We start from the raw sequence: 22,935 nt of genomic DNA, 5'->3' as shown, positions 1-22,935 counted from the left end.
ACCTTTTTACGTCGGACGCGAGAGACCGTGGAACGCCAAGTTGACGCCAGGAAGCGTCGGCCGGTGTCCTAGCCCTGCCCGCCCGGCGTGCGACGTGAGGAACCAGCGCTCGGGGTGACCCTGCGCGCCGGTGCGCCGGGTCAGGGCCGGACGAGCCGGCGCTCGGTGGCCCTGCGGTTCAGTTCGTGGTGTCGCCGATCCGGATCGGGTCGATGCTGTCGGCGTCGCCGAACACGACATTTTCGATCGCCTTCGCGGTCGACAGCGGGATCTCGTCGAGCTCTTCGTCGGCGACCGGGACGATCCGGTCCTTGCCGAGTTCTTAGCCCTTGCCGATCTCCTCCTGCTGCACTTCTCCGAACTGAGACTCAATTCTGTATGATGGGTTGATTTAGGGCCATGTGGGTGGCGTCTTCACTCGTCCAGTGTCGCTTGAGCCGTAATCGTCGAGAATGCCAAGGGTTTTCTGAATGTTAGAACTTGGGATGGTTTTCGCAGTCGCACTGCTGCTTGCCCTTATCGGCATCAGTCTTCTCCGCTGGATTAACAGGAAGCGTGGCCAAACTTCGGACTCGACCGCGAACTTCGAGTTCATGGAGGTCTTCCACCCGTCCCAGCAACACGTACGGGAGGAGAGTCAAAGGCAACAGTTGCTCAGGGAAGACGAAGGCATGGGTGCGCCTCCTCTCGATCTGGACTCGGGGAGGGCCTTCATCGTGAGCCCTCCCCGGAAGAAGCATGAGGACGAGGGCCACTGAGCGCGTCTCAGAAAGCGGCGGCATCCATGGCGGATGCGAAGCTGGTCGGTCGCATGTCCGTCCAGGAGTTCCGCTCCGGCGCGAGCGCGATGTGGACGTGTTCTTCATCCTCGATCTCCGTGTGGTATGCGAGCGCGGAGGCGAACTCTGGCATGTACGGCACGGCTGGGTGACCACCGCGCCCGGCTGGGTGACCACCACCAGGCACCTCTCCGACCTCCCCGAGACCCCGACGGATTCCCGATCCCAGCCCTTCGTCGGTCCCACCGGCATGTGCGCCCTCATGGAGACAACCCCGCGTACAGCACCGTCCGCCCGACGCGCGTTCACCCACCGTTCCCTCACACATTGTCCAACAGCCGCTCCAGAGGCTCCCCTTGTTGTGAATCAAGGCAATACGATGCACTTGCGGAGCGTGCGCCGCGCACAGGAAAACAGGGGGAGGAGCGATGTCCAGGAGACCGCATGACGGCATATCCGACACCATGCCGGGCGGAGTGTGGGGCACGCTCCCCGAGGGTGTGGAGCTGTACCACCTGAGGCCGGACGGAGGCATCGAGCTGGCCGACCGCGAGGGCGCCCGCGAGCTGGGACCCGAGCGGGAGTTCCTCCGCTTCATCGATGACGGGCAGTTCGCCCACTACCTGGTGGGCGACGCGACGACCTCCCCCGAACGTCCCTCGAACGCCACGGTCAAACTCGGTGTCGTGGGGCCGCGCAGCGCCTTCACCCCGCATGCCCACGGCGGTGAACACTTCGTCCTCAGCCTGGGCCACGCAGCGTGCGGCCTCCACGACGCGGACCGCGACCGGGTCACCGAAGTCCCGCTGACTCCCGGGATGTTGATACGGATTCCGGAGATGATGCCCCACTCCTTCGCGAACAGGGGCACCGATCCGCTGACGATCCTCGCAGCCAACACCGGTTACGGAATCGACCACGAGGACTACGCGATAACCGCCGGGGAGGCGGAGCGCCGCGTCGCCGGCGACACCCCGACGGTCGGCCAGGTGGCCGTGGCCACCGTCACCGACTACCGCGCACTCGCCGCCGCCCTGCGGGGCATCGAGCACCTGCAGAGGGAGCGCGGCATCGCCACCACCAGCGTCCGCGAGCGTCTGGCCGCGCGACTGCGCCGTGTGGCGACCGCACTGGAGGCCCGCCGGTGATCTGTCCGCACTGCGAGAAGAACTTACTCCGCAAGGAGCGCCCCAACAACACCTGTTCCCACTGCAGGCGCACGTACGCGCTCGACCCCAAGACCAACTCCCTCGGCCTCAGCGACCTGCGGGTGCGCAGGATCCTCGCCAAGGTGACGGAGGAGGGCAGGATCGCAGTGGCGCCGGACCAGTTGTGGTACGCGCTCTCTCGCAGACGCCTCAAGGAAAGCCAGTTCGCGTCGGGATGTGCGGGTGCCTCGCTCGGCGCGGGCCTGTTCGTCGGCGTCCTCGGCATCTTCACCGAGATCGCGTACCTCGTCCTCGTCTCGGGCGCCCTGTTGCTCGCCTCCGCGGGCTTCGCCTTCGCACGAGCCGCCGGTGCGGGCCGGGGCTTCCCGGTCATGAGCCGTGCGGCGTTCCGTTCGGAGGCGCTCGCGCCCTGGCGGAACGTGTACGGTGGGCTGCCGCCCGGGGTGGTCGACGACACCCCTCCCGTTCCCTCTCAGGCCAGATCTCGTGCGTCCTCCGGCGCTCGGACCGGGGCCGTACTCCTGTGCCCCGACCGCTCCATCACGGCGTTCCTGATCGCCGACGGCCTGCCCGCCCGTTACGGGATCGAGCTGGCCAAGGATCTCGACGCGGTCCGCGCCCTGCCCACGCAGGGCCCGGTGATCGTGCTCCACGACGCCGACGCGCACGGGGAGCTCCTCGTCCGGCGTATCCGCGAGAGTCTGGGGCAACGCACGGTGATCGACGCCGGACTGCCGCTGCGCACCGTCCGCGGTCTCACCCAGGCCGTGCCCTACCGCGACCGGAACGATCAGCCCGGCCGGGAGACCATGGCACGGCTCACCGCGCTCGGCGAGTTCACCGAGGAGGAGCTGAAGTGGCTGGGAAAGGGCTGGCGGTTCCCGCTCGTCGGCATGCCTCCCGCCCGGCTTCTCGCCGCCGTCACCCGGATCGCCGAACAGGTCACCCGGAACGTCGATCCGGAACGGCGTCGTGCCGCGTCCGTGGGATTCATGACCTGGCCGGGCCCGACGACCCATGACCGTGCGGGTGAGCGATGATCTGCCCCGGCTGCGCCGCCTCGCTCACGGGCAAGGAGCGCACCGGCCGCGTGTGCGCGCACTGCGGGAAGCGCTTCGCACTCGACCCTGCGGTCCACGGCATGGGCATGCACGACATCCGTATCCGAGGCATCGCGGAGCGCGCCACCGACCACGGCCGCCTGAAGATCACCCTCACCCAGCTCTGGTACCTGTCCCGCACCCGCAACTACGCGTGGGCCGAGCAGGATCCGCAGGGTGTACCGACCGGGATCCGCTGGCTCGTGGCTCTGCCGGTGGCCGTCGCCCTCCTCCTGTGCGCGGCCCTGACCGACGGTGTCCTCGCGTTCGTCGCCGGAGCTGCCGGCTGCGTCGTCCTCGTCGTCGCATCGGCCATGCGCCATCGCCCCGGTCAGCCGCCCCGTTCGCAGATCATCCCCTCCGAAGAGACCTTTCGTCAGCTGATGACGGGCGTCTGGTCGGCAACGTACGGCCGTCTACCGAAAGGCGTCGTCGACGACGCGCGCCCCGTGCCCAGGCCGCGCGGCGCGAGCCGTTCCCGTGGGCCTGCTCCGTTGTCCCGGCCCACGGCCGTGATCCTCTGCACCGACCGGGTGGCAGCCCTCTTCCTCACGGCCAATGACATTCCCGGCCGTCTGGGGGCCGTCCTCCTGGAGGCCGCCGGCACGGAGGCAACCACGGGGCGCTCCGACGTCGTGGCAGGGGCCCTCGAGGAACTCGCGGAGTACCACAGCGCGCTCCCGGTGGTCGTCCTGCACAACGCCGACCCGCTGGGCGCCCTGCTGGCACCGCTCATCCGCGCCGCGCAGCCCGACCGGGTCGTGGTGGACGCGGGCCTGCCCGTCTCCGCAGCCAGAGGCAAGCAGGGCGTCGTACGGCTCGCCCGGCACAATCGATTCGCCGACGTGGAACAGCTGCGTACGGTCGCGGGTCTGCCCGAGGCCGACGCCGAGTGGCTCGCCGACGGCTTCTGGAGCCCGATCGCCGCCGTGCCGCCGCGCCTTCTCGAATCGATCGTCGTACGGGCGGTGGAGCGGGCCCTGGCCACCCCGCCGCCCGGCCCCCGGCACGCCCACACCAACGGCTTCCTCACCTGGCCGCAGACCCCGCAGACCCCACGGGTGCGGGACACCGGCCGACCCGGCGTCGGCACGTCCAAGCAGGAAGGCACCAGCTCCGCATGACCACGCGACGCCCCCAGGCTCCCGGAAGCGGGACCTCCATCGCCCCGGCCCCCCGAACCGGCCGCGGACCCGGCGCCCGCCTCCTCGATCTCGCGATCACCGGGGCCGGGGCCCGCGCCGCGGGCCCCGGCGGCATCAGGTTCACGGAACGGCAGCTCTACTACGAGACCTGCCGCCTCCTGAGCCCGGCCGCGACACTGCTCACCCGCATCCCGCGGACCCCCGCCCCTCCCCTGCGCCTGCCCACGTTCACGCGCGCTCTGGAGGCGCGGGGCAGAGAGACCGTGGAGGGCCTGCTCCCGCCGGTACCGTCGGCGCCGCCACGGCCCCCGGCCACACCCGATTCCTCCGAACCCGACGTCTACGCCTACGGGCTGCCCCGCCTTCTCGTCTGCCAGGACCGCTCGATCGCCCGCATGCTGCTCGCCAACCATGTGCATCTGGAGGCGGCCTGCCCCGTCCTCGCGGCGGTCGATGCTCTGCCGCTCGCCCCTCGCCTCGTCGCGGCGCTGGAGCGGGCGGAGGGCGCGACGGTCCATGTGCTGCACGACGCGAGCCCGGAGGGCATCGAGCTCCCTGCGCGGATCAGGGCCGCTCTCGGCCGCGTCCCCGGCATACGGGTGGCGTCGATCGGACTCGTACCCCGTCACGCGGCGGCCCTGCGACTTCCCACCGGCCGCGGCACGGCACCGGCTCCGCCTCTCGGACCCTGGCCTCCGGCGCTGCGTCCCCAGGAGGCCACGTGGCTGGCGCGGGGACGGTTCGCCCAGGTCGCGGCGGTGTCACCGCCCCGCCTCGTGCGTACGGTGCTGCGCCTCGCACGGGGACCCCGACCACCCCGGAACTCCATGTGGACCGAACTGCGCGGGCTGCGTACCACGGGTTTCCTGACCTGGCCCGCCTCATGATCCACCGAGTCACCCGCCCGTGAACCGCGGGGTGACCCGTCCGAGCAGGCCCTGGCTCCCGCGGCCACGACCGCCCCACAGACCCGAGGAACGCACACGATGATCCGACCTCAAGAGATCGGCTACTCCGACGAACTGCTCGCCGACGGCAGTGTCCACCGGCGCTACGAGGACGACCGGGAGGAGTGGCGCCAACGCGAGGGATCCCACCGCGGCCTCGTGCGCTGGCACGACAATCGGAACGCCTCCGGCACCGACGAGCTCCTCGGCAACCGCATCATCAAGCGCACCCTCGCCGACGGCACGGTGACGTATGCCCGCGACATCGGATACGGCCGCACCCTGTGGGGCCGCGGCGAGACGGTGATGGTCAACCGGACATCGATCGGCGGCAGGATGGGCGTCATGCTCGCGGGCCTGGGCGTGGCGGGCCTCGCCATCACGGCCGCCCAGCTGCCGCCGCTGAGCATGAGCCCGGAGGAGGAAGAGGAGCTCCGCCAGCAGCAGGCACAGAGCCAGTCGTCGTCCTCGGGCGACTCGGGCGGAGGCGGGAACGGCGATTTGGGTGACGACGGGGCGGACGACTGGGACGCCGGGTGGGACAACGGCGATGACGCGTGGAGCGACGACGACTTCGGCTGAACCGGCCGCGTCGACACCACCGGAAGCCGTAGCGGCAGCGGTTGCAGTACGGACCAGGGAACACAAAGGAAAGGAGCCGTCCATGGCACGCTTCTGCGTCTGCCTGGCCCCGACCACCCGGCAGGCCCGGTCCCATGTCGAGGCGATGGGTGCGGCCGGGACCGGCCGGGCAGTCGTGGACGTCGCCGGGGCTGATCTGGGACTGATCGCGGGCGAACCCGGCCGGGCCGAAGGCCCGTTCACGGCATACGGCCTGACGGCGGTGGGCGAGGTCACCCTCCACAACCGCCCGGACCTCCTGGCCGCGTTACACGCCGAGGGGACACCCGTACCTGCCCGGTGCTCCGACGGTGAACTGCTGTTGCGCTGCTGGGCACGGCTCGGCGACGCGGGGGTGGCGCTCGCCGAGGGCATGTTCGTGCTGGCCGTGCTGGACGGTACGGACCTGATCCTGATCCGCGACCAGGTGGGTGCCCGGACTCTCTTCTACGCCCGCGCCGAAGGAGCCTGGGCGGCCTCGACCTCGCTGAGGGCGCTGCGGCGCTGGCCCGCGCTCGGCACGTCGATGAATCTGTCCGCGGTCCGTTCGTTCCTCACCTTCGCCTATCTGCCGGGCGAGGAGACGCTCCTGACCGGCGTGCGGGAGGTCCTGCCCGGGCGGGTGCTGCGGCTGGCGCAGGACGGCACGGTCACCGAAGCGGTGCACTGGGAGCCCCGCGAGCACATCGCGCACCCGGTGCCGCAGGATCCGACGGAGCATGTCCTGGCCCTGCGGGCGCTCCTGGAGCGGGCGACGGCCGACAGACTCCCGGAGGCGGAGCCGGCTGCGGTCCTTCTTTCCGGCGGAATCGACAGCTCCCTCGTCACCGCGCTGGCGGCGAAGCTCCACAGCCATCCGGTACACACGTACTCGATCAGCTTCGGCGACGAACTCCCCAACGAGCTGGGCTACTCGGGCCTGGTGGCCGCCCACTGCCATACCCGCCACCGGGTCCTGAACGTGTCGGGAAAGACGGTCGCCTCAAGGCTCGCGGAGGCGGCTGCGCTCCTGGACAGTCCGGTGGGCGATCCGTTGACGGTCCCGAACCTGTTGCTCGCGGAGGCCGTGGCCGCGGACGGCGCCTCGGTGGTGCTCAACGGCGAGGGAGGCGACCCGGTGTTCGGCGGCCCGAAGAACCTCCCGATGCTGGTGCAGGAGATGCACCGTGAACCGGGGGCGCACTGGGAAGAGGACCGGGCGACGGCGTATCTGCGCTCGTACCGCAAGTGCTGGACGGACCTCCCGACGCTACTGACCGCGCAGACGCTCGACGCGCTGCGGGACGCCCCGCGCCCCCAGCGGTTCGTGGAGCCGTATCTGACTCCCGGCGCCGACAGCCCACACCGCATGGACCATCTCCTCAACCAGCTCCTGCACTGCAATCTGCGGACCAAGGGCGCGCACCACATCCTGACAAAGGTGGAGCGCCTGACGGCGTCGCAAGGCATCGAGGGCCGGGCACCGCTCTTCGACCGCCGGGTCGTCGACCACGCGTTCGCGACGCCGCCGACGTACAAACTCCGCGGCTCGGCGGAAAAGTGGATCCTCAAGGAGGCCGTGCGCGACCTCCTCCCCGACACGGTCGTCGACCGCCCGAAGAGCGGGATGCGGGTGCCGGTGCAGCAGTGGCTGACGGGCCCTCTGCGCGATCTCGGGAACGATCTGCTGCTGAGCCGGCAATCGGCCCGCCGGGGCCTGTTCCGCCCGGACACGGTCCGCACCTGGATGAAGGGCGAGGGCACGCTTCTGCCCCGTCAGGGCGGCAAGCTGTGGCTGGTGCTGACGCTGGAACTGTGGCTGCGATCGTACGCGTTGTGAGGATCGAGCAGCAGGAAGCGACGAGCGGGAAGCAACGATGAACACTGAACTCACCGACCCTCGCACGGGGCGTTCCCGCGGCACGGCGCCCGTCTCCCGCGGGCCCGAGGTGGCTGTGGCCGTGGCGGCGGCCCGTACGGCGCTGGGCACGTGGAGCGCCTTGACCCCCAGGGACCGGGCGCGACGCCTGGACCGGCTGGCGACGCTGATCGAGGCCGGCGCGGCGGATTACGCGGCTCGTGAGCGGGCCGGGACGGGCAAGCCGGACGCGGAGACGGCGGGCGAGATCGAGCAGGTGGCGGATCTGTTCCGGTTCTACGCGACGGCGGCACGGACCCGGACGGCCCCGGCGGCGGGCCGGCTGGTGTCCGGGCACGAGAGCTGGGTGCGCTGGGAGCCGATGGGCGTGGTCGGGGTGATCGTCCCCTGGAACTACCCGCTGATGATGGCGGCCTGGCGCTGCGCCCCAGCACTCGCCGCGGGCAACACGGTGGTGGTGAAGCCGGCGGAGACCACTCCGGACACGCTGGAACTGCTGGCGGAGCACGCCGCGCGGACCCTGGGCGAGGGCGTGCTCCAGTCGCTTCCGGGAGACCGGCGGACGGGTCGGCTGCTGGTCGATTCCCCGGTGGACATGGTCGCGTTCACGGGCAGTGGCCGGGCGGGCCTGGATGTGGCGGCGCGGGCGGGGACGCGCCGGATCAGCCTGGAGCTGGGCGGCAACGCCCCGGCCGTCGTTCTCCCGGACGCCCCGGCGGACACGTACGCGTCGCTCGCGGAAGCGGCCACGTACAACGCGGGCCAGAGCTGCGCGGCGCCGGCCCGGGTCATCACTCTCACGGAGAACTACGAGTCGACGGTGGCCCACCTGACGGAGGCGATGGGTGCCCGGCTGGCAGGTCGCGACTTCGGCCCGCTCAACAACCCGGACCAAGTGGCGCGTTACGACTCCCTGGTCGCCTCCTCGTCGGCGAAGCGACGGCTGGCGGCGGACATCGCCGCCCCGCCCGGCGAGGAGCACGGCCACTGGCGCGCGGCCCTTCTCCTTGCGGATCTCCCGCACGACGACCCGACGGTCACCGAGGAAGTCTTCGGCCCGCTCCTCACGGTCCAGCACGCGGACACGGTGGAGGCGGCTCTGGCCCTGGCGAACAGTGTCCCGCAGGCCCTGGCGGCCAGTGTCTGGACAACCGGTCTCGGCACGGGCCTCGATCTTGCGGCCCGCCTCGACGCGGGCGAGGCCTGGCTCAACTGCCACCTGGTGCAGACGGCGGAGCTCCCGCACGGCGGGCGTGGCTCGTCCGGCCACGGCACGGACCTGAGCACGCTGGCGCTCCAGGAGTACCAACGGCCCAAGACGGTGACGGTACGGCTGTCGCCCGGCGTACGCGAGAGCTGAGGTGGAGGGCCACCGGACGACGGCGGGCGGCACCCGCCGCCTGAAGTCGCTGCCGATGAGGGCCGGTTCAACTGACGTCGGACTGAGGTAGGCCGCCGCAGGACGATGACGTATCCTCGGAGCCCGCTCAGCGGCTCTCTGCCGGAAGGGAGGAAGCTGCTTCAGGAACATGCAGGGGTCACGAAATGACGTACGCCTTAGGGCTCTTCTTCATGGCCGGATCCGCCTTCATGACCTGGAAGGCAGTTCAGCTCTGGCGGAACGCCAACCTGATCGACCACTTCGTGACTCCTCCACCCCGTGAACGGGGTGGCTTCTCGCTATGCCTGGTTGGCGTTGCGACGGACCAGCCCGGCCCGTAGAACGTTGAGTGCCCCGACCTTGTCGGCATGCGCTTGGTGGCCGCAGCTGACGCAGTGGAACTTCTCCTGTGTGGGCCGGTTCTCCTTCGCGGTGTGCCCGCATTCGGGGCAGGTGCGGGAGGTGTTGCGGGGGTCCACGGCCATCACTTCCCGCCCGGCACTCTCAGCCTTTGCGTTCAAGATCGCGAGGAACACCCCCCATCCGGCGTCAGCGATCGAACGGTTGAGGCCCGCTTTGGCCGCTGCCCCGTTGGGCAGGAAGCCGCCTGGCGCCTCGGGGTCGGGCTTCGGTGCGGGGGCCTTGCTCATGTTGCGGATCTTGAGGTCTTCGTGCGCGATGAAGTCGTGCTCACGGACCAGGCCGAGCGCGGTCTTGTGTGCGTGGTCGAGCCGCTGGCGGCGCACCTTGCCGTGGAGCGTGGCAACCTTCTCCACGGCCCGCTGGTGGTTGCGGGTGCGATCCTTGGCCTTGCGGCGTGGGAACCGGGACAGTGCCTGCTGTGCTGCTTCGAGCTTGGCGGCGGCCTTGCGGCCGTGGCGCGGGTTGGGGACGTGTACACCGTTGGAGTCGGTGAGGAACGAGGCTATGCCGAGGTCGATACCGACCACGCTGCCGGTCCTGGGCAACGGTTCGGGCTGGTTGTGCTCGGCGGTCAGCACGACGAACCACTTGCGGCCCTCGCGCTTGACGCTGACGGTCTTGACCTTGCCGACCACCGCACGGTGCTGGTTGACCTTGACGTGCCCGACGCCCTGGAAACGGACCCGGGTAACGGGGTCGTGCGGGGTGGAGTCCCACCGGCAGCCGTCGCCGTCCTTGGCAAAATCCACCGTGTCGAACCAGTTCACCCCACGAAAGCGCGGGTAGCCAGGCGTCTCGCCGGCCTTGATCCGCCGGAAGAACGCACCGAACGCCTTGTCCAGGCGACGCAGCGTGGCCTGCTGCGAGGAGAAGGACCAGCGGCCCTGCCGCTCCAAATCGAACGCCCGGATCTCCTTCAGCTGCCCGGACTGCTGCCCGTACGTGATGCTCGTCCTCGACACGTGCCGGAAGGCGTCACGACATTCCTGCAACGCCCCGTTGTACAGCGAACAGTGGTCGCGCAGCATCTCACTCAAAGCCTGTGCCTGACCCACGGTGGGCCGCATGAGGAATTTGTACGCACGGATCACCGGCCCACCCCCTTCCGGTCGAGCTCGCTCGAGCATACTACGCTTGGTTCATGTCACCACGCTGGGAACCGAATCCCGAGGTCCGTCGAGGCCGTCACGTCGTCCACAACCTGCACGCACACTTGGTGTTCGTGACGAAGTACCGGCGCGAAGTCTTCAACGACGCCATGCTGACGCGCTGCGAGGAGATCATGAGGAACGTCTGCACGGACTTCGGCGCGGAGCTGATCGAGTTCAACGGCGAAGAGGATCACGTGCACCTCCTGGTGCACTACCCGCCGAAGGTCGCCCTGTCGGCCCTGGTGAACTCGCTCAAGGGCGTTTCATCCCGCTACTTGCGACAGGAGTTCACCAGCCGTGTCAACCGCTTCATCATGCACGGCCGTTTCTGGTCGGGCTCCTACTTCGCCGGGTCCTGCGGTGGCGCACCGTTGGATATCGTCAAGCAGTACATCGAGCAGCAAAAACGTCCGCTCCAGCCTGAGAGTTAGAGCAGTCCCGAGATCGGATTCCCTCCCCGCCTGAAGGCGGGGATTCCCTCCGAAGAGAGGGATGGCCGCCTTCTCCTTCCTGCCGTTCGGCAAGGAGGTCAAGCGAGGCGAGGTCCGGTCGATCGGCCTCACCGCCGTCTCGCTCTGGGGCATCACAGTCCTGTTCCTGGTGGGCAGCCTGGAGATCGAGATGACCGGCTCCGGGGTCCTCCTCATCGCCATCGCAGTGGTGACCGTGCTGACATGTGCGGCGTGCGAGGCCAGTGTCATCCTGTTCAACGCCCCGAAGTTCGTCGTGCCGCCGCACATGCGCTCCGACCAGGGAGTACTGGCCGCCCGCCGGGCATGTCGGGCAAGCAGCCCTCGGGGGCCCCAGCGCCGCTGATACCCCGGTGAACAAGACGCGCAACTTACCGGCGTCCTGGGGCTGCGACGTCTGAAGCCATTGCGTCAGGAGTTCTTCGAGCCGGTCGGCGCCCGTCGCCCCGCAGCGGACCGGATCAGAATCGCGTCAAGGTCACCGGGCCAGGCCCCCTGCCCGCCGCTCACGGCCGATGCTGATCAGCAGCACCCGTCACCCGGCCACGCAGGAAAGCCCCGTGACCGGGCGCGTGTGCGGCGTGAGGAGGCGCGTGCCGTGACGGAATCGGATAGGAGCCGGGGAAGGCTCAAGGTCTTCCTCGGGGCGGCCCCCGGCGTCGGCAAGACCTACCGGATGCTCGACAAGGGACATCGCAGAGCACAGCGGGGAACCGATGTCGTGGCGGCCTTCGTGGAATGCATCCGCGTCTACGGCACCACCGCCAAGAAGCCCTGGCCAAACTCACCGAGAAGATCGCCGCCAGCAACCGCGGCCTCCCCATCCCCTCCGCGCAGGGCAGCGTTGCCGCGTACCTGACGTACTGGCTGGAGAACGTCGCCGTCCACCACCTCCGCGAAAACACCCACACCCGCTACACCACCTGCGTCAACCGCTACCTCATCCCCGGCCTCGGCAAGAAGAAGCTCACCAAACTCACCGCCGAGGACATCCGCACCTGGCTCAACCAGCTCCGCACCACCTGCCAGTGCTGCACCCGCCGCATCGACGCCCGGCGCAACCAGCCCCGCCGGTCAATGCTGCTCCATGCTGCGGTCCCCGCTGACGCTGACCTACATCCACTCCGTGCTCAAGTCCGCCCTGGAGCACTCCGTCCGTGAAGAGGAGATCCCGCGCAACGTCGCCCGCAACGTCCGCACCGGCACCCCACGACCCCGACGCTTCGAACCCCTCACTGCCAACGAAGCCCGCCAGTTCCTCACAACCGCCCAAGGTCACCTGGTGCACGCCCTGTTCGAACTCACCCTCCACACCGGACTCCGCAAGGGCGAACTCCTCGGCCTGCGCTGGGAGGACCTCGACCTCGACCGGGGCACCGCTGCCATCCGCCGAACCTTGCAGCGCACCAGCACAGGTGGGCTCACCGCGCTGCCCACCAAGACACGGGCCTCCGAGCGCCGCATCGCCCTCCCCACCCGCTGCCTCCACTCGCTGAAGCGCCACCACGAACGGCAGCAGCGCGAGCGCGAGGCCGCAGGCACGGCGTGGCAGCACAGCAGCCACGTGTTCACCACTGCGCAGGGCCGACCCCTCGACCCGACCAACCTCACCCGCACCTTCACCACGCTCCTCCGCAAGGCCAGCCTCCGCCGCATCCGCTTCCACGACCTCAGGCACTCGACGGCCAGCCTGCTCCTAGAACAGGGCATCGAACTCGTAGTCATCAAGGAACTCCTCGGCCACGCCTACATCAGCGTCACCGTCTACGCCCACGTCCGACTCCGCCTCCAGCGCGACGCCATCGACGCCCTCAGTGCCACGCTCGGCAGCTCGGAGACCACCGACGCGGCCCACGGGAACGGCGACGACCCGCCGCCTCGTGTCACCACCGTCCGCTGACGTTGCCGTCAACTCCTGCCGTCACCCCACGCAGAAGCCCCGCCAGGGCGCACCTGGCGGGGCTTCAAATTTGCTACTGCATGGCTTGCTCCGCGAGAGCATCAACGTTCACGACACTCTCAGCGGCAAATCCCGGGGCGGTTCCCCGATCAGGCCGAATTTCCCCGCAGGTCAGATGCCGCCCTCCTGGCCGCCTCTAGCGGGCCAGAGAGCAACTTCTTCCGCTTTCCCCATCCCTCTGCCCTGGCGATGGCCTCGCCAAGAAGGTCAAGCAATTCTTCTCGCGCATCCCCCTCGGGATGCCTTGGGAGTGCTACCTGAACAACCAGCGATCGGAAATCCTCCAGGAATGATCCGATTCTGATGCCAGAAAATTTCGGACCGTAGATTTCCCCTGGAACGAAATAGGTAACCGTCAGGTTGAACGGAACATCAGGCGGCCTACCGAGTTCCTGCGGCGCCCCCCGCAAGGAGTCGAGTGCAGAGGTCCACCGCTTGTCCTCAAGCCCTCCACCGATGATTGACTTCAGAGACAGGGGAGCGAGGGGCGCGTTCACGTCTCCATCAATTTCCGACATCATTACCCCAGGTCCATTTTCCCTGCATGTGATTCCTTATTGAACGGGCCAGGCCAACGCTGCACGATCCACTTCTCCAGATCGAGCATATCCGAGCGCGATCCGCTAGTTAGCACGCGCATGCGATCTGCGCCCATCGCGGCCATATCCCTCGCTGAATACCGACCTGCTGGGTCTTGGGTGATGCCGGTCTTGAGGTAACCCCCATTTGCGTCTTCCAGAACGTACAGGTAGTTCGTCGCGGAACTGTTGCGCGAGTTTCCGTGAGTGGATGGAGCCGGCGTCGGCCGCGGGTTGAGACTGGGACCCATCTGGCCATTGGCCAGCCTGGGCTGAGCCCCAGTAGCGCAGGCGCAAGCAGTCGAGTGACCTGCGGTGCTGCCTCCGCAGTTGTGAACGAGGACCGGCGTAGCCCCCGCGAGCACATAGTACGTGTGCGCGCTGGTCGGTCGTCACCTGCATTTTCGCTGGTCAGCGAATTCCGGCCTGTCCGTGGGCGTGCGTGGAAGTGCCGTGTTGTGCGCCCGTGTTGCCGTCGGCGTTGCCGTCAGACGGCTACGTGCGTGAGGGCCGTGGAGTGGGCTTTGGCCGGTGTCCTGCCCGGGTTGGGGTCGGGCATGGTCAGGGGGCCGTACGCTGGCCCGGCAACTCGGGCAGGTCGTGAGCCTGCCCGGAATTTGAACGAGTGGCCCCCTGGCCTTGCCCGACGCGGGCCCCGACCCGGGGAGGTGGGTAAAGCCCACGGAGCCGACCGGCCCCACCTCCGGGCCTCCGTCCCGGCCAACTCCCCGCCGTCGGCCTGGCGCTCGCCGCGCCGGCGCGTCCGGTCTTCTTCGCGCTTCCGGTAGCCGCTGCGCTGCCTCTGCGCGGCCTGGTCGCTGGCCGGCCCGCGGTGGCGGAGCCGAGAGCGGGCCGGGTGGGCGGCCGTGCCGCGCGCGACCCGCGTCAGCGGGTCGCCTTGAAGACGTAGAGAAAGTTTGGACGCATCCCGCTTCGGCGGTACGCCGTGGTCGGTGGCCGAGCGTCCGGCTGTGGCTGCTGGCCTGGTGCGATGGTCTGCGGGTTGTGGGTCCTGTTCAGGCTGGCGGTGGTTCTACTCGGCTCGGGTGACCTTGGCGTGGTCGGTGAAGACGCGTCTGAAGAGGTCGTGACCGGTGCGTCCGGTGTGACGGAGTGCCCAGTCCTGTGCGGCTTCCTGCTCAGAATGGGGGCCGGATTCGGCTCCGCAGCTGGCAGTGACACAGAACGCCTCGTAGGTGATCCCGCCTTCGGGTGCATGGCGGATGGTGTGAGCGACGTGCCGGTAGACGGCGCGGGGGTTCACTGGTGCCCCTCGGGGTGGCGTCGCATGTAGACGTTGCAGTCGCTGACGGTGGTCACATCGCCGACCACGCGGGCTCGGTCACGTACGTTGGCCAGTTCGGCACAGCCCGCGCAGCCCTCGACGGGCGTCGGCTCCAGTTCCAGACGCAAGGGCAGTTCGACCGGCGGGGTCGAGTACCTGGTCGGCTCCGTCACTGCACATCGCCACCTCTCGCACGTCACATGGCCGACCTCTAGGCAGGTCGGTGCTCTAGTTCAGTATTCGAGTGGCCGAAGCACTCCCGCTACGGTTCGTAGTGTACTAGTGTGCTCTCACTGACAGCACGTCAACTCAACGGAGGGGCACGCCTTATGCCCAGTCCCAAGACGTTCACGAAGATCGCGGATCACTTCCGGGAGCGCATCCTGTCGGGAGAGCTTGAGCCCGGCGCCAAGCTGCCGACCAACCGCGAGATCGCCGGCCAGTGGCAGGCCGCAGCCGCCACCGTCTCCCGCGCCTTGCAGGCCCTCCAAGTGGAGAACTTCATCCGCACCACCCCCCGAGGCACCTACGTCGCTGACGACCCGCGCTGGACGCTGTCGGCACGGGACCGGCTGGCCCGGGTCCAGAGGGTGAAGTCGTTCCTGGCGGAGGGCGAAACGAGTCGGGTGACGGCCGCCGAACTGATCATTCCGCCGCTGTATGTGGCGGAGATCTTCGACCTGGAGGCCGGGGATCAGGTGGTGCGGCGCGAGTGGCTGGCCGGCCGGGGCAAGACCCGGACCGTGTTCGCGGTGACCTGGTACCCGGCCCCGTTCGCCGCCCTGGTGCCGGACCTGCTGAACACCGCGCCGGGCCGCAATCACGGACTGTCCGCCCGGGTCCTGGAAGCTACCGGGCGCACGATCAGCCACGCCCGCGACGACATGCACGCCCGCCCCGCCGACGCCCGCGAGGCGAGCGCACTGGGGCTGCCGGTCGGCTCCCCGATCCTGGCCGGTGCCCACCGCTGGTCGGACGCGGAAGGAATCATCGAGTACGGGGAGTGGTGTCTGCCGCCCCGGTTCACCATCGGCTACGAGTACCAGCCCTGACCGATCCACGCGAAGCGTCCCCGAAGGCCAACCTGCGGCCTTCGGGGACGCCGTCGTTCACATGCCTGCCTCAGCCCGCGTCGCGGCCTTCGAGGCGTTCGACACGTTCCTCCAGCTCCTCGATCCGCTCCAGGGCTCGTTCCAGCTTGTAGGCCAGATCCGCTACTCCGGCCGCAGCCGGGAACTCGTTCGGCGGGGCAGCCGACGCTTCGTCCGACTCGGCCACCGGCTGCACCGCGACCGGCACCTCTGTGCCGAACTCGCCCCCCACGACGACATACGCCACCGACCCGTTGCGCTGGTGGGCCTTCTTCATCCTGCCCTCCAGTGCGAGGAAGGTCAGGGCCTGGTCCGCGGATTCCGGGTCGCCGCCGATCGTGTCGACCACCTCTTCCACGGTGACCCTGGCGCCCCTGGCCAGTGATCCATCCCTGATCTTGCGGACCAGGCGGCCGTGGATGAGCTGCGTGGCGAAGCCGTGGTCGTCCCAGTCCCGTACGTAAACCTCGTCGCCGGGCAGCTCGCCGGGATAACGCAGGAGGAAGTTGCCGGCCAGCAGGGCGATGGCGTTGGTGACCACGTTGAGCGGCACCGCGTAGTGCTCCGCCAGGACCTCGCGCGCGGGCAGCCTGGCACCGGGGGCCAGAGCGCCGGAGTAGATCTGCTGCTGGAGATCGCCGGCGACCTTCTCGAAGGCGTCCTCGAAGTCGGCCGAGCGCGTGACGAACGTGCCGCGCCCCTGGCGGGCGATGACCCAGCCCTCATTCCTGAGAAGCCGGATCGCCTTCTGCACGGTCAGGCTCGATGCCTTGTAGGTCTGCATGAGCTGGCTCTGCGTCGGCAGGAGCTGGCCCGGACGCAGTTCGCCGTCCCGGATCTGCTGCCGCAGGTCGTCCGCGATGCGTTCGAACGTCAAGCGCGCTTCGTCAGCAGCAGCCATGTCCATCCCTGGTCCCAGTCCGATTCCACCCGCCGCAGGCCGCCCGTGCCTGTCGTGTTTCACCAGCTCAGCGGCCTCACGGGGTCAGGGTAGCCGCCTGATGGATGGACCACCGCAAGAACGGATGGAACTCAATAGGGATGGACTTCGGATGGAATGAATGTATGGTTGCGGCACGCGATCACCCACACGGGTGACTCGCACCCCTCTACCTGGAGGTTTGCCGTGAAGACCATGCCCATCGACCAGTCCCAGGCCCTGCTGATCCTGGCCTCCGAGTCCCGGCCGCACTTCAAGGACCGCGAGGGCCAGCAGCCCGCGATCGACCGGGCCACCGGCGCCCACCTGCACCTGGTGGACGTGATGTTCGCCTTCAACGGCCGCGCCGAAGTGATCACCGTGAAAGTCCCGGAGCCGGGTCTCGGCAAGGGCCTCAAGGTCGGCTTGCCGGTCGTTTTCACCGGACTTGTCGCGTCGGCCTGGGAGAACGAGATCAACGGCAAGGACCGGCATGGCATCTCCCTGCGCGCCGACGCCATCACCGCCAAAGCAGGCGTCTGATGCCCGCCAACTCCCTCGGACTCGCGCTCCTCGCCGTGATCGGCCTCGGCGCTCTCGGGCTGCTGGGCTGGGCCGGGTACTGCTTCGCCCGCTGGTACCGGGCCGATGCCGAGACCCGGGTCAGTCTGCGGCAGGCGCGGCGGCTGCGGTGGGGCTGGAAGCGGCTCGCCCCGATGCTGGGCCTGGCAGTCAAGGACGCCACCCCGACCGTGCTCCAGCAGTACGGCCCGCAGGAGCAACCGCCGAAGCCACGCGTGCTGGTGCCACGCCTACACACCCGCGCCGACGCCTTCGGCTTCACCGTCACCGCCGATGCGCTGCCGCAGGTCGGGCTAAGCGCCTGGCAGGACGCCGGCGAGGGCCTGTGCGACGCCTGGGGAATGCGGCGCATCCGGATCAGCCAGCCCAAGCCCGGAGTGATCGTCGCGCGCGGCTTCCGGCGCGAGCCTCTGGAGGCGGTGATCCGCTCACCACTCCTCGGCCCGGACGGCCCCCCGGTGTGCCGACCGGGGCAGTTCGTCTCCACCGATGACGTGCTGCTCGGCTGGGACGAGGACGGCACCCCCATCGTGCTCAACCTCGCCTACTCCGCCCACGCCCTCGTCGCCGGCCTCACCCGCTCCGGCAAATCGATCACCGTCAACACCCTCCTCGCGTACGCCTCCCTCATGCGGGACGTGCGTCTGATCGTGATCGACCCCAACCTCGGTGCGGTCGCGCCCTGGTGGCGTACCGCCTACAAGGTCTCCGACGCCATCCACCCCGACGAGCCGACCGAGATCCTGCGCTGGGTGCGCGAGGAGATGCAGCGCCGGGAGCGGCTGTTCTGGTCCGGCCGCACCGACCGCATCACCGACTTCAGCCCCGAGCTGCCGCTTCTGCTCGTGGTGATCCACGAGGTGGCGAACTACACCCGCCACCCGGACCGCAAGGCCCGCGAACGCTTCGAGGTCGAGCTGCTGGCCATCGCCAGCCAGGGCGCCAAGTTCGGCATCCGGCTGTGGCTGCTCACCCAGAAGCCCTCCGCCGACGTGCTCACCACCGCCATCCGCACCAACCTGTCCGCCCGGATCTGCCACCGCGTCGACACCATCGAGGACTTCCTGCACCTCTTCCCCGACGGCCGGGAACTGGACATCACCGCCGCCGAGCGCACCATGCCCCAGGGCGTGTCCATCGCCTCCGTCGGCGACATGCGCACCCCCGTCCGGCTGCGCTCGGTCTACCTGCCCACCGAAGCCTGCTGGCAGATCAACGACCTCATGTGCGCCGAAGGGCTCAAGGTCCGCGACCTGCCCGACCGCATCGACCTGGACAAGGCCGCGTGACCGCCGCCACCTGGTCCCGCTTCGCAGTGATCCCCGGCAAGGGCGTGTAGTCGCCAAACCCTCGCCCCTGCCGGGGCCTCCCTCCCTTACCCGTCCACAGCACACGCGTGTGCCGCAGCGCAGAGAGGTCCCGCCAGCATGCCACCGCACGACCCCACCGCCACAATCCCTCACCCCGAACCCGCCACGGCCGTACTGCCCACGTTCACCGGGTACCGCGACCTGCTCGGCCTGGTACGGCAACTGTCCTCCCTGGGTGGCTGCGCCCAGCCGATCCGGCTCGAAGGCCAGCGCACCGAGATCGACGCCTTCACCGGCGAGATCCTGCGCGAACTAAAGTCCAGCAGCGTGGGCTGATCCACTTCCACGCCGTCATCCGCCTCGACGGCCCCGCAGGCCCCTACACCCCGCCGCCCGGCTGGGCCACGCCCGAGCTCCTCGCCGATGCCATCCGGATCGCGGTCACCCGCGCCCACATCGACGGGCCCGAGGTCAACGGCCGCGCTCGCTCCTTCGCCTTCGGCGAGCAGATCGATACCAGGGTCATCCGGTCCTCCGCCTTCCAAACCGGGACCGCGATCACCGAGGGCAAGGTCGCCGGATACGTCGCCAAGTACGCCACCAAGGGCACCGAAGCCGCGACCGGCACTCTCGACCACCGGCTGAAGAGGATCACCGACCTCTGGTTTGAGTCCCTTCCCGAGCACGCCGCCCGCATGATCCGCACCGCCTGGTCCCTCGGCGCCCGCGACGACCTCAAGCACCTGAACCTGCGCAAGTGGGCCCACATGCTCGGCTTCCGCGGCCACTTCTCCACCAAGACCCGCGCCTACTCCACCACCCTCGGCGCCCTCCGGGCCGCCCGAGCCGCCTGGCACCGCCGCCACACCCCTCCGCCCTCACCGACCACCCTCGTCCTCGCCCACTGGGCCTACGACGGCACCGGCCTCACCCCCGACCTCGAACGCCTCGCCGCACTCATCGGCGGCGGCCCGACGGGCGAACAGGAGGTAGCGACTCGTGCGTGACGACGAACTCCTCACCGTCCCCGAGGTCATGGCCCGCCTCAAGATCGGCCGCTCCGTCCTCTACGACCTGATGCGCACCCGCCGCCTCGCCTCGCTGACCATCGGCCGCGCCCGCCGCATTCCCGCCCACGCCCTCGCTGACTACGTCCAGCGCCACCTGGAAGAGGCCGCCCTATGACCGCCCCCAAGCGCAAGAAGGCCCGCGCCAACGGCGAAGGCACCATCTACCAGCGCAAGGACGGCGGCTGGGAAGCCGCCGGCTACGTCCTCGCCGCCGACGGCACCCGCAAACGCGTCCGCGTCTACGGCATCACGCGGAGGGAAGCGGCCGACAAACTCGCCGAGAAGATTGCCGACAGCAACCGCGGAATCCCCGTCGCCACCGCCGACAGCACCGTCAGCGACTACCTCACCTACTGGCTGGGCAGCGTCGCCGTCCACCGGCTTCGGGAGAACACCCACACCCGCTACGCCACCTGCGTCCGCCTCCACCTCATCCCCGGCCTCGGCACAAAGAAGGTCGCGCGCCTCACCGCCAAGGACGTGCGCATTTTCCTCGACCGGCTCCGTGCCACCTGCCAGTGCTGCACCCAGGCACTCGACACCGAACGGAAGAAGTGCTGCGCGGTCGGCGAGTGCTGCCAGAAGCGGCTGTCCGCTTTGACCGTGGCCTACGTGCACTCGGTGCTCAAGTCGGCACTGGAACACGCCGTCCGCGAAGACGAGCTGGCCCGGAACGTCGCCCGCAACGTCAAGACCACCACGCACCAGCCCAGGCGCTTCCGGCCCCTCACCGGAGCCGAGGCCCGCCAGTTCCTCGACGCAGCCCGCGCCGACCGGCTCCACGCGCTGTACGAACTCGCCCTGCGCACCGGACTCCGCAAAGGCGAACTCCTCGGCCTCCACTGGGAAGACCTCGACCTCAACAGCGGGACCGCCAGCATCCGGCGCTCGCTCCAGCGCACTCGCACCGGCGGCCTCACGCATCTCCCCACCAAGACCCGGGCGTCCGAGCGCCGTATCGCGCTCCCGACCGAATGCATCCACTCCCTCAAGAAGCACCAGGAACGGCAGGACAAGGAGCGCGAGACCGCAGGGCCGGACTGGAGAGACAACAGCCTCGTCTTCACCACGCCCACAGGACGGCCTCTCGACCCGGCCAACCTCACCCGCCGCTTTCGCAGCTTCCTCAACCGGGCCGGACTCCGGCGCATCCGCTTCCACGACCTACGGCACTCAACCGCCACCCTGCTCCTGGAACAAGGCGTCGACCTCGTCGTCATCAAGGAACTCCTCGGCCACGCACACATCGGCGTCACCGCCGGCGTCTACGCCCATGTAAGGCTCCGACTCCAACGTCAAGCCATCGAGGCCCTTGGGAACGCACTCGATGCGACCGACGACGACCATGGTGACCCACCCGCCGCAGCCGTCGTCCGCTGACGTTGCCGTCAGCGTTGCCGTCAAACGTCGCGGAGCCCTCATCGACATTACTGTTGTCGATGAGGGCTCCGCCGCAGCGCTATCAGATTCCGATAACCCAGGATGAAATCACAGGGAAGTTCCCGGAATGCTCCACTCGGCACACTCCGCTACGACTCGCGCAATCTCCCGGCGCTTCGGATAGCTGGAACGAATCCTAGAGAGGCGTTCCGCGTACACTTCCGCGACATCGGCTCCCTCGTCGGACAACAGGCGGAAATCTCCTTCACGCCACATGTCCTCAACTCCCCGCAGGGTCGTCTTGATTCCCTGAAACTCTGCCCTCGAGTATCCGCCGCCAGCCTGCAGCAAGTCATCGCAGGAATCCCAGAAGTTCCCGACGCTTGACCTGATCCTCCATTCGCGATCAGCTGCAGGCAGCTCCTTCGACGCCACCAGAATCGCTACGCCAGCGGCTGTCGATTGGAAATAGGACGGGGTGGACGAGCCCTCTAGGGCGCCGATCTCGCTTCGCCAGCTCCTCAGCGAAGCGATCTTCTCTGCGCCTCCAGGAACTGCCGGACTGCTGCAGCCAGCGACGATGTCATCGATCTCTGTCAGGCGCGAAGCCTCGGCAACCTCAAGGACGGGCCGCATCCTGGCGAGAGCCAGTCCTCCTGTCAGGCTCCACATGTCCATCAGCCACCGCCCCCTAGAACCACTCGCCATGGCGTGTTCCCAGTACTCGACACTCCGGTGCCCTTGCCGATCGGGCTTGGTGTGAGGCCCACGCCTGGACCTGTCGCTTGCGCGAAGCATGCAGGGCACATCCTAGTCGACGAAGCCATCCCTGTGATCTCCCAGTCGCTCCCCAAGCGATTCATGATCGTAGCCTCGGCATGGCCTTGCCCGGGGATGTAGCGCTCGCCGCGCAGCGGCGCATTGCCGCCCCTCCATTCATCGGGTAGACCCGTGCGTTCAGTTGCAACCCACGTTTCAGATCGGCCCGAATTCACGTTCCGAACTCGGGCAACCGCAACTGTCGATGCCTCGTCGGCCCGCGTTGCATAAAGCCCGCGGGCTCGATCAAGCAGAGCACCGCCGCAATTGTGAACCAGGACCGGGGTGGCACCCGCCAGCACATAGTACGCGTGGATGTCCTGGATGGTGAGGTCGTGGGTGCGTTGGCGCTTGGTGTAGTGGCTGAGCGCGGTGATCTGGACGTGCGTTCCTGCGCTTGTCCTGAGCCACTGTCCGACTTGGAGGTCGCCGGCGCGGATCCATTGCTTTAGTTCAGGCACCCAGAAGGGGTGGGTGTCCGTGGCTACGATGCTGGAGAGCGTGTCGCCTGTGGTGATGGTGACTTCAGTGAACTCTTTGTCATCTTCCGTCGTAATAGTGGAGATGACTTTCTTTTTGACGCTCTTGCCCGTCGCAACGTCGGTTGTTGTTACGGTGTCGCCGACTTCCACGTCCTCGATTGCTTTGTGGCTGCCGTCAGCGAGCAGAACTCCAGTTCCGGGAAGAAAGCTGTGGCATGCCCCCGTCACCTTCTCGAGGATCTTCCCGGCGATGGCAGTGGTCACCACAGCGCTGGCGGCTCCCCACAGGGCACCGTCGATCATGTCTGAGACTTCGCCGGCGGTGCTGTGGTCTGCGTCCTCGGACAGGGCGTTGTTTACCGCAGCGCCTGCGGCACCTGCGATCGCACCGCATCCTGCGGTCACGGCGAGGCTG

Annotated in this window: 24 protein-coding genes and 1 pseudogene; 18 read left to right on the top strand and 7 right to left on the bottom strand. The window is 68.6% G+C overall.

Annotated features, from left to right (window positions below; all coding sequences use genetic code 11):
- Nucleotides 1-485: 485 nt before the first annotated feature.
- Nucleotides 486-758, top strand: coding sequence for a DUF6191 domain-containing protein (locus OG953_RS40435; RefSeq protein WP_405690839.1), 273 nt, complete (start codon nt 486-488; stop codon nt 756-758).
- Nucleotides 759-765: 7 nt separating this feature from the next.
- Here the strand turns inward: OG953_RS40435 and OG953_RS40430 are convergent, their stop codons facing one another.
- Nucleotides 766-921, bottom strand: a complete 156-nt coding sequence (locus tag OG953_RS40430; RefSeq protein ID WP_405690838.1) for a hypothetical protein — start codon at nt 919-921, stop codon at nt 766-768.
- A 286-nt stretch (nt 922-1,207) separates the two neighbouring features.
- Between OG953_RS40430 and OG953_RS40425 the strand changes: the two genes are divergently transcribed.
- From OG953_RS40425 to OG953_RS40395, 7 genes are all read left to right on the top strand, one after another.
- Nucleotides 1,208-1,927 carry a cupin domain-containing protein gene (locus tag OG953_RS40425; RefSeq protein WP_405690836.1) on the top strand — a complete coding sequence of 240 codons (720 nt, stop codon included), beginning with the start codon at nt 1,208-1,210 and terminating at the stop codon, nt 1,925-1,927.
- A complete protein-coding gene (locus OG953_RS40420) occupies nt 1,924-2,988 on the top strand; it encodes a hypothetical protein (protein WP_405690834.1) in 1,065 nt (354 codons plus the stop codon). Before OG953_RS40425 ends, OG953_RS40420 begins: the two co-directional genes overlap by 4 nt.
- The gene (locus tag OG953_RS40415; RefSeq protein ID WP_405690832.1) at nt 2,985-4,172 is read left to right on the top strand and encodes a hypothetical protein; all 1,188 of its coding nucleotides are present in this window, start codon (nt 2,985-2,987) and stop codon (nt 4,170-4,172) included. The genes OG953_RS40420 and OG953_RS40415 overlap by 4 nt, the downstream gene beginning before the upstream one ends.
- On the top strand, nt 4,169-5,080 hold the full coding sequence (locus tag OG953_RS40410) for a hypothetical protein (RefSeq protein WP_405690831.1): 912 nt from the start codon (nt 4,169-4,171) through the stop codon (nt 5,078-5,080). The genes OG953_RS40415 and OG953_RS40410 overlap by 4 nt, the downstream gene beginning before the upstream one ends.
- Nucleotides 5,081-5,179: 99 nt before the next feature.
- A complete protein-coding gene (locus OG953_RS40405; RefSeq protein ID WP_405690829.1) occupies nt 5,180-5,722 on the top strand; it encodes a hypothetical protein in 543 nt (180 codons plus the stop codon).
- 82 nt (nt 5,723-5,804) lie between these two features.
- The gene (locus tag OG953_RS40400; RefSeq protein ID WP_405690827.1) at nt 5,805-7,580 is read left to right on the top strand and encodes an asparagine synthetase B family protein; all 1,776 of its coding nucleotides are present in this window, start codon (nt 5,805-5,807) and stop codon (nt 7,578-7,580) included.
- Between the two features lie 37 nt (nt 7,581-7,617).
- The gene (locus OG953_RS40395) at nt 7,618-8,979 is read left to right on the top strand and encodes an aldehyde dehydrogenase family protein (protein WP_405690825.1); all 1,362 of its coding nucleotides are present in this window, start codon (nt 7,618-7,620) and stop codon (nt 8,977-8,979) included.
- 320 nt (nt 8,980-9,299) lie between these two features.
- Here the strand turns inward: OG953_RS40395 and OG953_RS40390 are convergent, their stop codons facing one another.
- On the bottom strand, nt 9,300-10,514 hold the full coding sequence (locus OG953_RS40390; protein WP_405690823.1) for an RNA-guided endonuclease InsQ/TnpB family protein: 1,215 nt from the start codon (nt 10,512-10,514) through the stop codon (nt 9,300-9,302).
- Nucleotides 10,515-10,564: 50 nt separating this feature from the next.
- Between OG953_RS40390 and tnpA the strand changes: the two genes are divergently transcribed.
- The 3 genes and pseudogenes from tnpA (at nt 10,565) to OG953_RS40375 (ending at nt 12,944) form a co-directional block, all read left to right on the top strand.
- Entirely contained in the window at nt 10,565-11,005 is a 441-nt protein-coding gene (tnpA, locus tag OG953_RS40385) for an IS200/IS605 family transposase (RefSeq protein WP_405684004.1), read from the top strand.
- 61 nt (nt 11,006-11,066) lie between these two features.
- Nucleotides 11,067-11,390, top strand: a complete 324-nt coding sequence (locus OG953_RS40380) for a hypothetical protein (RefSeq protein ID WP_405690822.1) — start codon at nt 11,067-11,069, stop codon at nt 11,388-11,390.
- 330 nt (nt 11,391-11,720) lie between these two features.
- Nucleotides 11,721-12,944: pseudogene (locus OG953_RS40375) on the top strand (tyrosine-type recombinase/integrase).
- A 1,671-nt stretch (nt 12,945-14,615) separates the two neighbouring features.
- Here OG953_RS40375 and OG953_RS40370 read toward each other — a convergent pair.
- Together OG953_RS40370 and OG953_RS40365 are read right to left on the bottom strand one after the other, a co-directional pair.
- Nucleotides 14,616-14,846: a hypothetical protein gene (locus OG953_RS40370; RefSeq protein WP_405690820.1), complete on the bottom strand. Its 231-nt coding sequence runs from the start codon at nt 14,844-14,846 to the stop codon at nt 14,616-14,618.
- Nucleotides 14,843-15,040 carry a hypothetical protein gene (locus OG953_RS40365; protein WP_405690818.1) on the bottom strand — a complete coding sequence of 66 codons (198 nt, stop codon included), beginning with the start codon at nt 15,038-15,040 and terminating at the stop codon, nt 14,843-14,845. Before OG953_RS40365 ends, OG953_RS40370 begins: the two co-directional genes overlap by 4 nt.
- Nucleotides 15,041-15,196: 156 nt before the next feature.
- Here OG953_RS40365 and OG953_RS40360 point away from each other — a divergent pair, with 156 nt between their 5' ends.
- Nucleotides 15,197-15,919, top strand: a complete 723-nt coding sequence (locus tag OG953_RS40360; RefSeq protein ID WP_125506294.1) for a GntR family transcriptional regulator — start codon at nt 15,197-15,199, stop codon at nt 15,917-15,919.
- A gap of 70 nt (nt 15,920-15,989) precedes the next feature.
- On the opposite strand, the gene OG953_RS40355 is transcribed toward OG953_RS40360, so the two are convergent.
- Entirely contained in the window at nt 15,990-16,835 is an 846-nt protein-coding gene (locus OG953_RS40355; RefSeq protein ID WP_405690816.1) for a GntR family transcriptional regulator, read from the bottom strand.
- Nucleotides 16,836-17,093: 258 nt separating this feature from the next.
- Here OG953_RS40355 and OG953_RS40350 point away from each other — a divergent pair, with 258 nt between their 5' ends.
- The 6 genes from OG953_RS40350 to OG953_RS40325 all read left to right on the top strand — a co-directional run bounded on the left by OG953_RS40350 (nt 17,094) and on the right by OG953_RS40325 (nt 21,219).
- Complete coding sequence (locus OG953_RS40350) at nt 17,094-17,420, top strand: hypothetical protein (RefSeq protein ID WP_405692358.1); 327 nt, start codon at nt 17,094-17,096, stop codon at nt 17,418-17,420.
- Complete coding sequence (locus OG953_RS40345; RefSeq protein WP_405690814.1) at nt 17,420-18,748, top strand: FtsK/SpoIIIE domain-containing protein; 1,329 nt, start codon at nt 17,420-17,422, stop codon at nt 18,746-18,748. The genes OG953_RS40350 and OG953_RS40345 overlap by 1 nt, the downstream gene beginning before the upstream one ends.
- A gap of 138 nt (nt 18,749-18,886) precedes the next feature.
- Nucleotides 18,887-19,105 (top strand): hypothetical protein, encoded by a 219-nt coding sequence (locus OG953_RS40340; RefSeq protein WP_405692501.1) that lies wholly within the window; start codon nt 18,887-18,889, stop codon nt 19,103-19,105.
- Entirely contained in the window at nt 19,009-19,776 is a 768-nt protein-coding gene (locus tag OG953_RS40335) for a replication initiator (RefSeq protein WP_405692356.1), read from the top strand. Before OG953_RS40340 ends, OG953_RS40335 begins: the two co-directional genes overlap by 97 nt.
- On the top strand, nt 19,769-19,954 hold the full coding sequence (locus OG953_RS40330; protein WP_405690813.1) for a helix-turn-helix domain-containing protein: 186 nt from the start codon (nt 19,769-19,771) through the stop codon (nt 19,952-19,954). Before OG953_RS40335 ends, OG953_RS40330 begins: the two co-directional genes overlap by 8 nt.
- Entirely contained in the window at nt 19,951-21,219 is a 1,269-nt protein-coding gene (locus tag OG953_RS40325; RefSeq protein WP_405690810.1) for a tyrosine-type recombinase/integrase, read from the top strand. The genes OG953_RS40330 and OG953_RS40325 overlap by 4 nt, the downstream gene beginning before the upstream one ends.
- Before the next feature lie 108 nt (nt 21,220-21,327).
- Here OG953_RS40325 and OG953_RS40320 read toward each other — a convergent pair whose 3' ends face one another.
- Both OG953_RS40320 and OG953_RS40315 read right to left on the bottom strand, forming a co-directional pair.
- Nucleotides 21,328-21,897, bottom strand: coding sequence for a hypothetical protein (locus OG953_RS40320; protein ID WP_405690808.1), 570 nt, complete (start codon nt 21,895-21,897; stop codon nt 21,328-21,330).
- A complete protein-coding gene (locus OG953_RS40315; protein ID WP_405690806.1) occupies nt 21,897-22,925 on the bottom strand; it encodes a Hint domain-containing protein in 1,029 nt (342 codons plus the stop codon). The genes OG953_RS40320 and OG953_RS40315 overlap by 1 nt, the downstream gene beginning before the upstream one ends.
- Nucleotides 22,926-22,935: the final 10 nt, after the last annotated feature.

The sequence above is a fragment of the Streptomyces sp. NBC_00057 genome (assembly GCF_045041165.1).
Lineage (GTDB): Bacteria > Actinomycetota > Actinomycetes > Streptomycetales > Streptomycetaceae > Streptomyces.
Note: the sequence above shows the minus strand (reverse complement) of the source record. Positions and strands in the feature narration are given on the sequence as shown.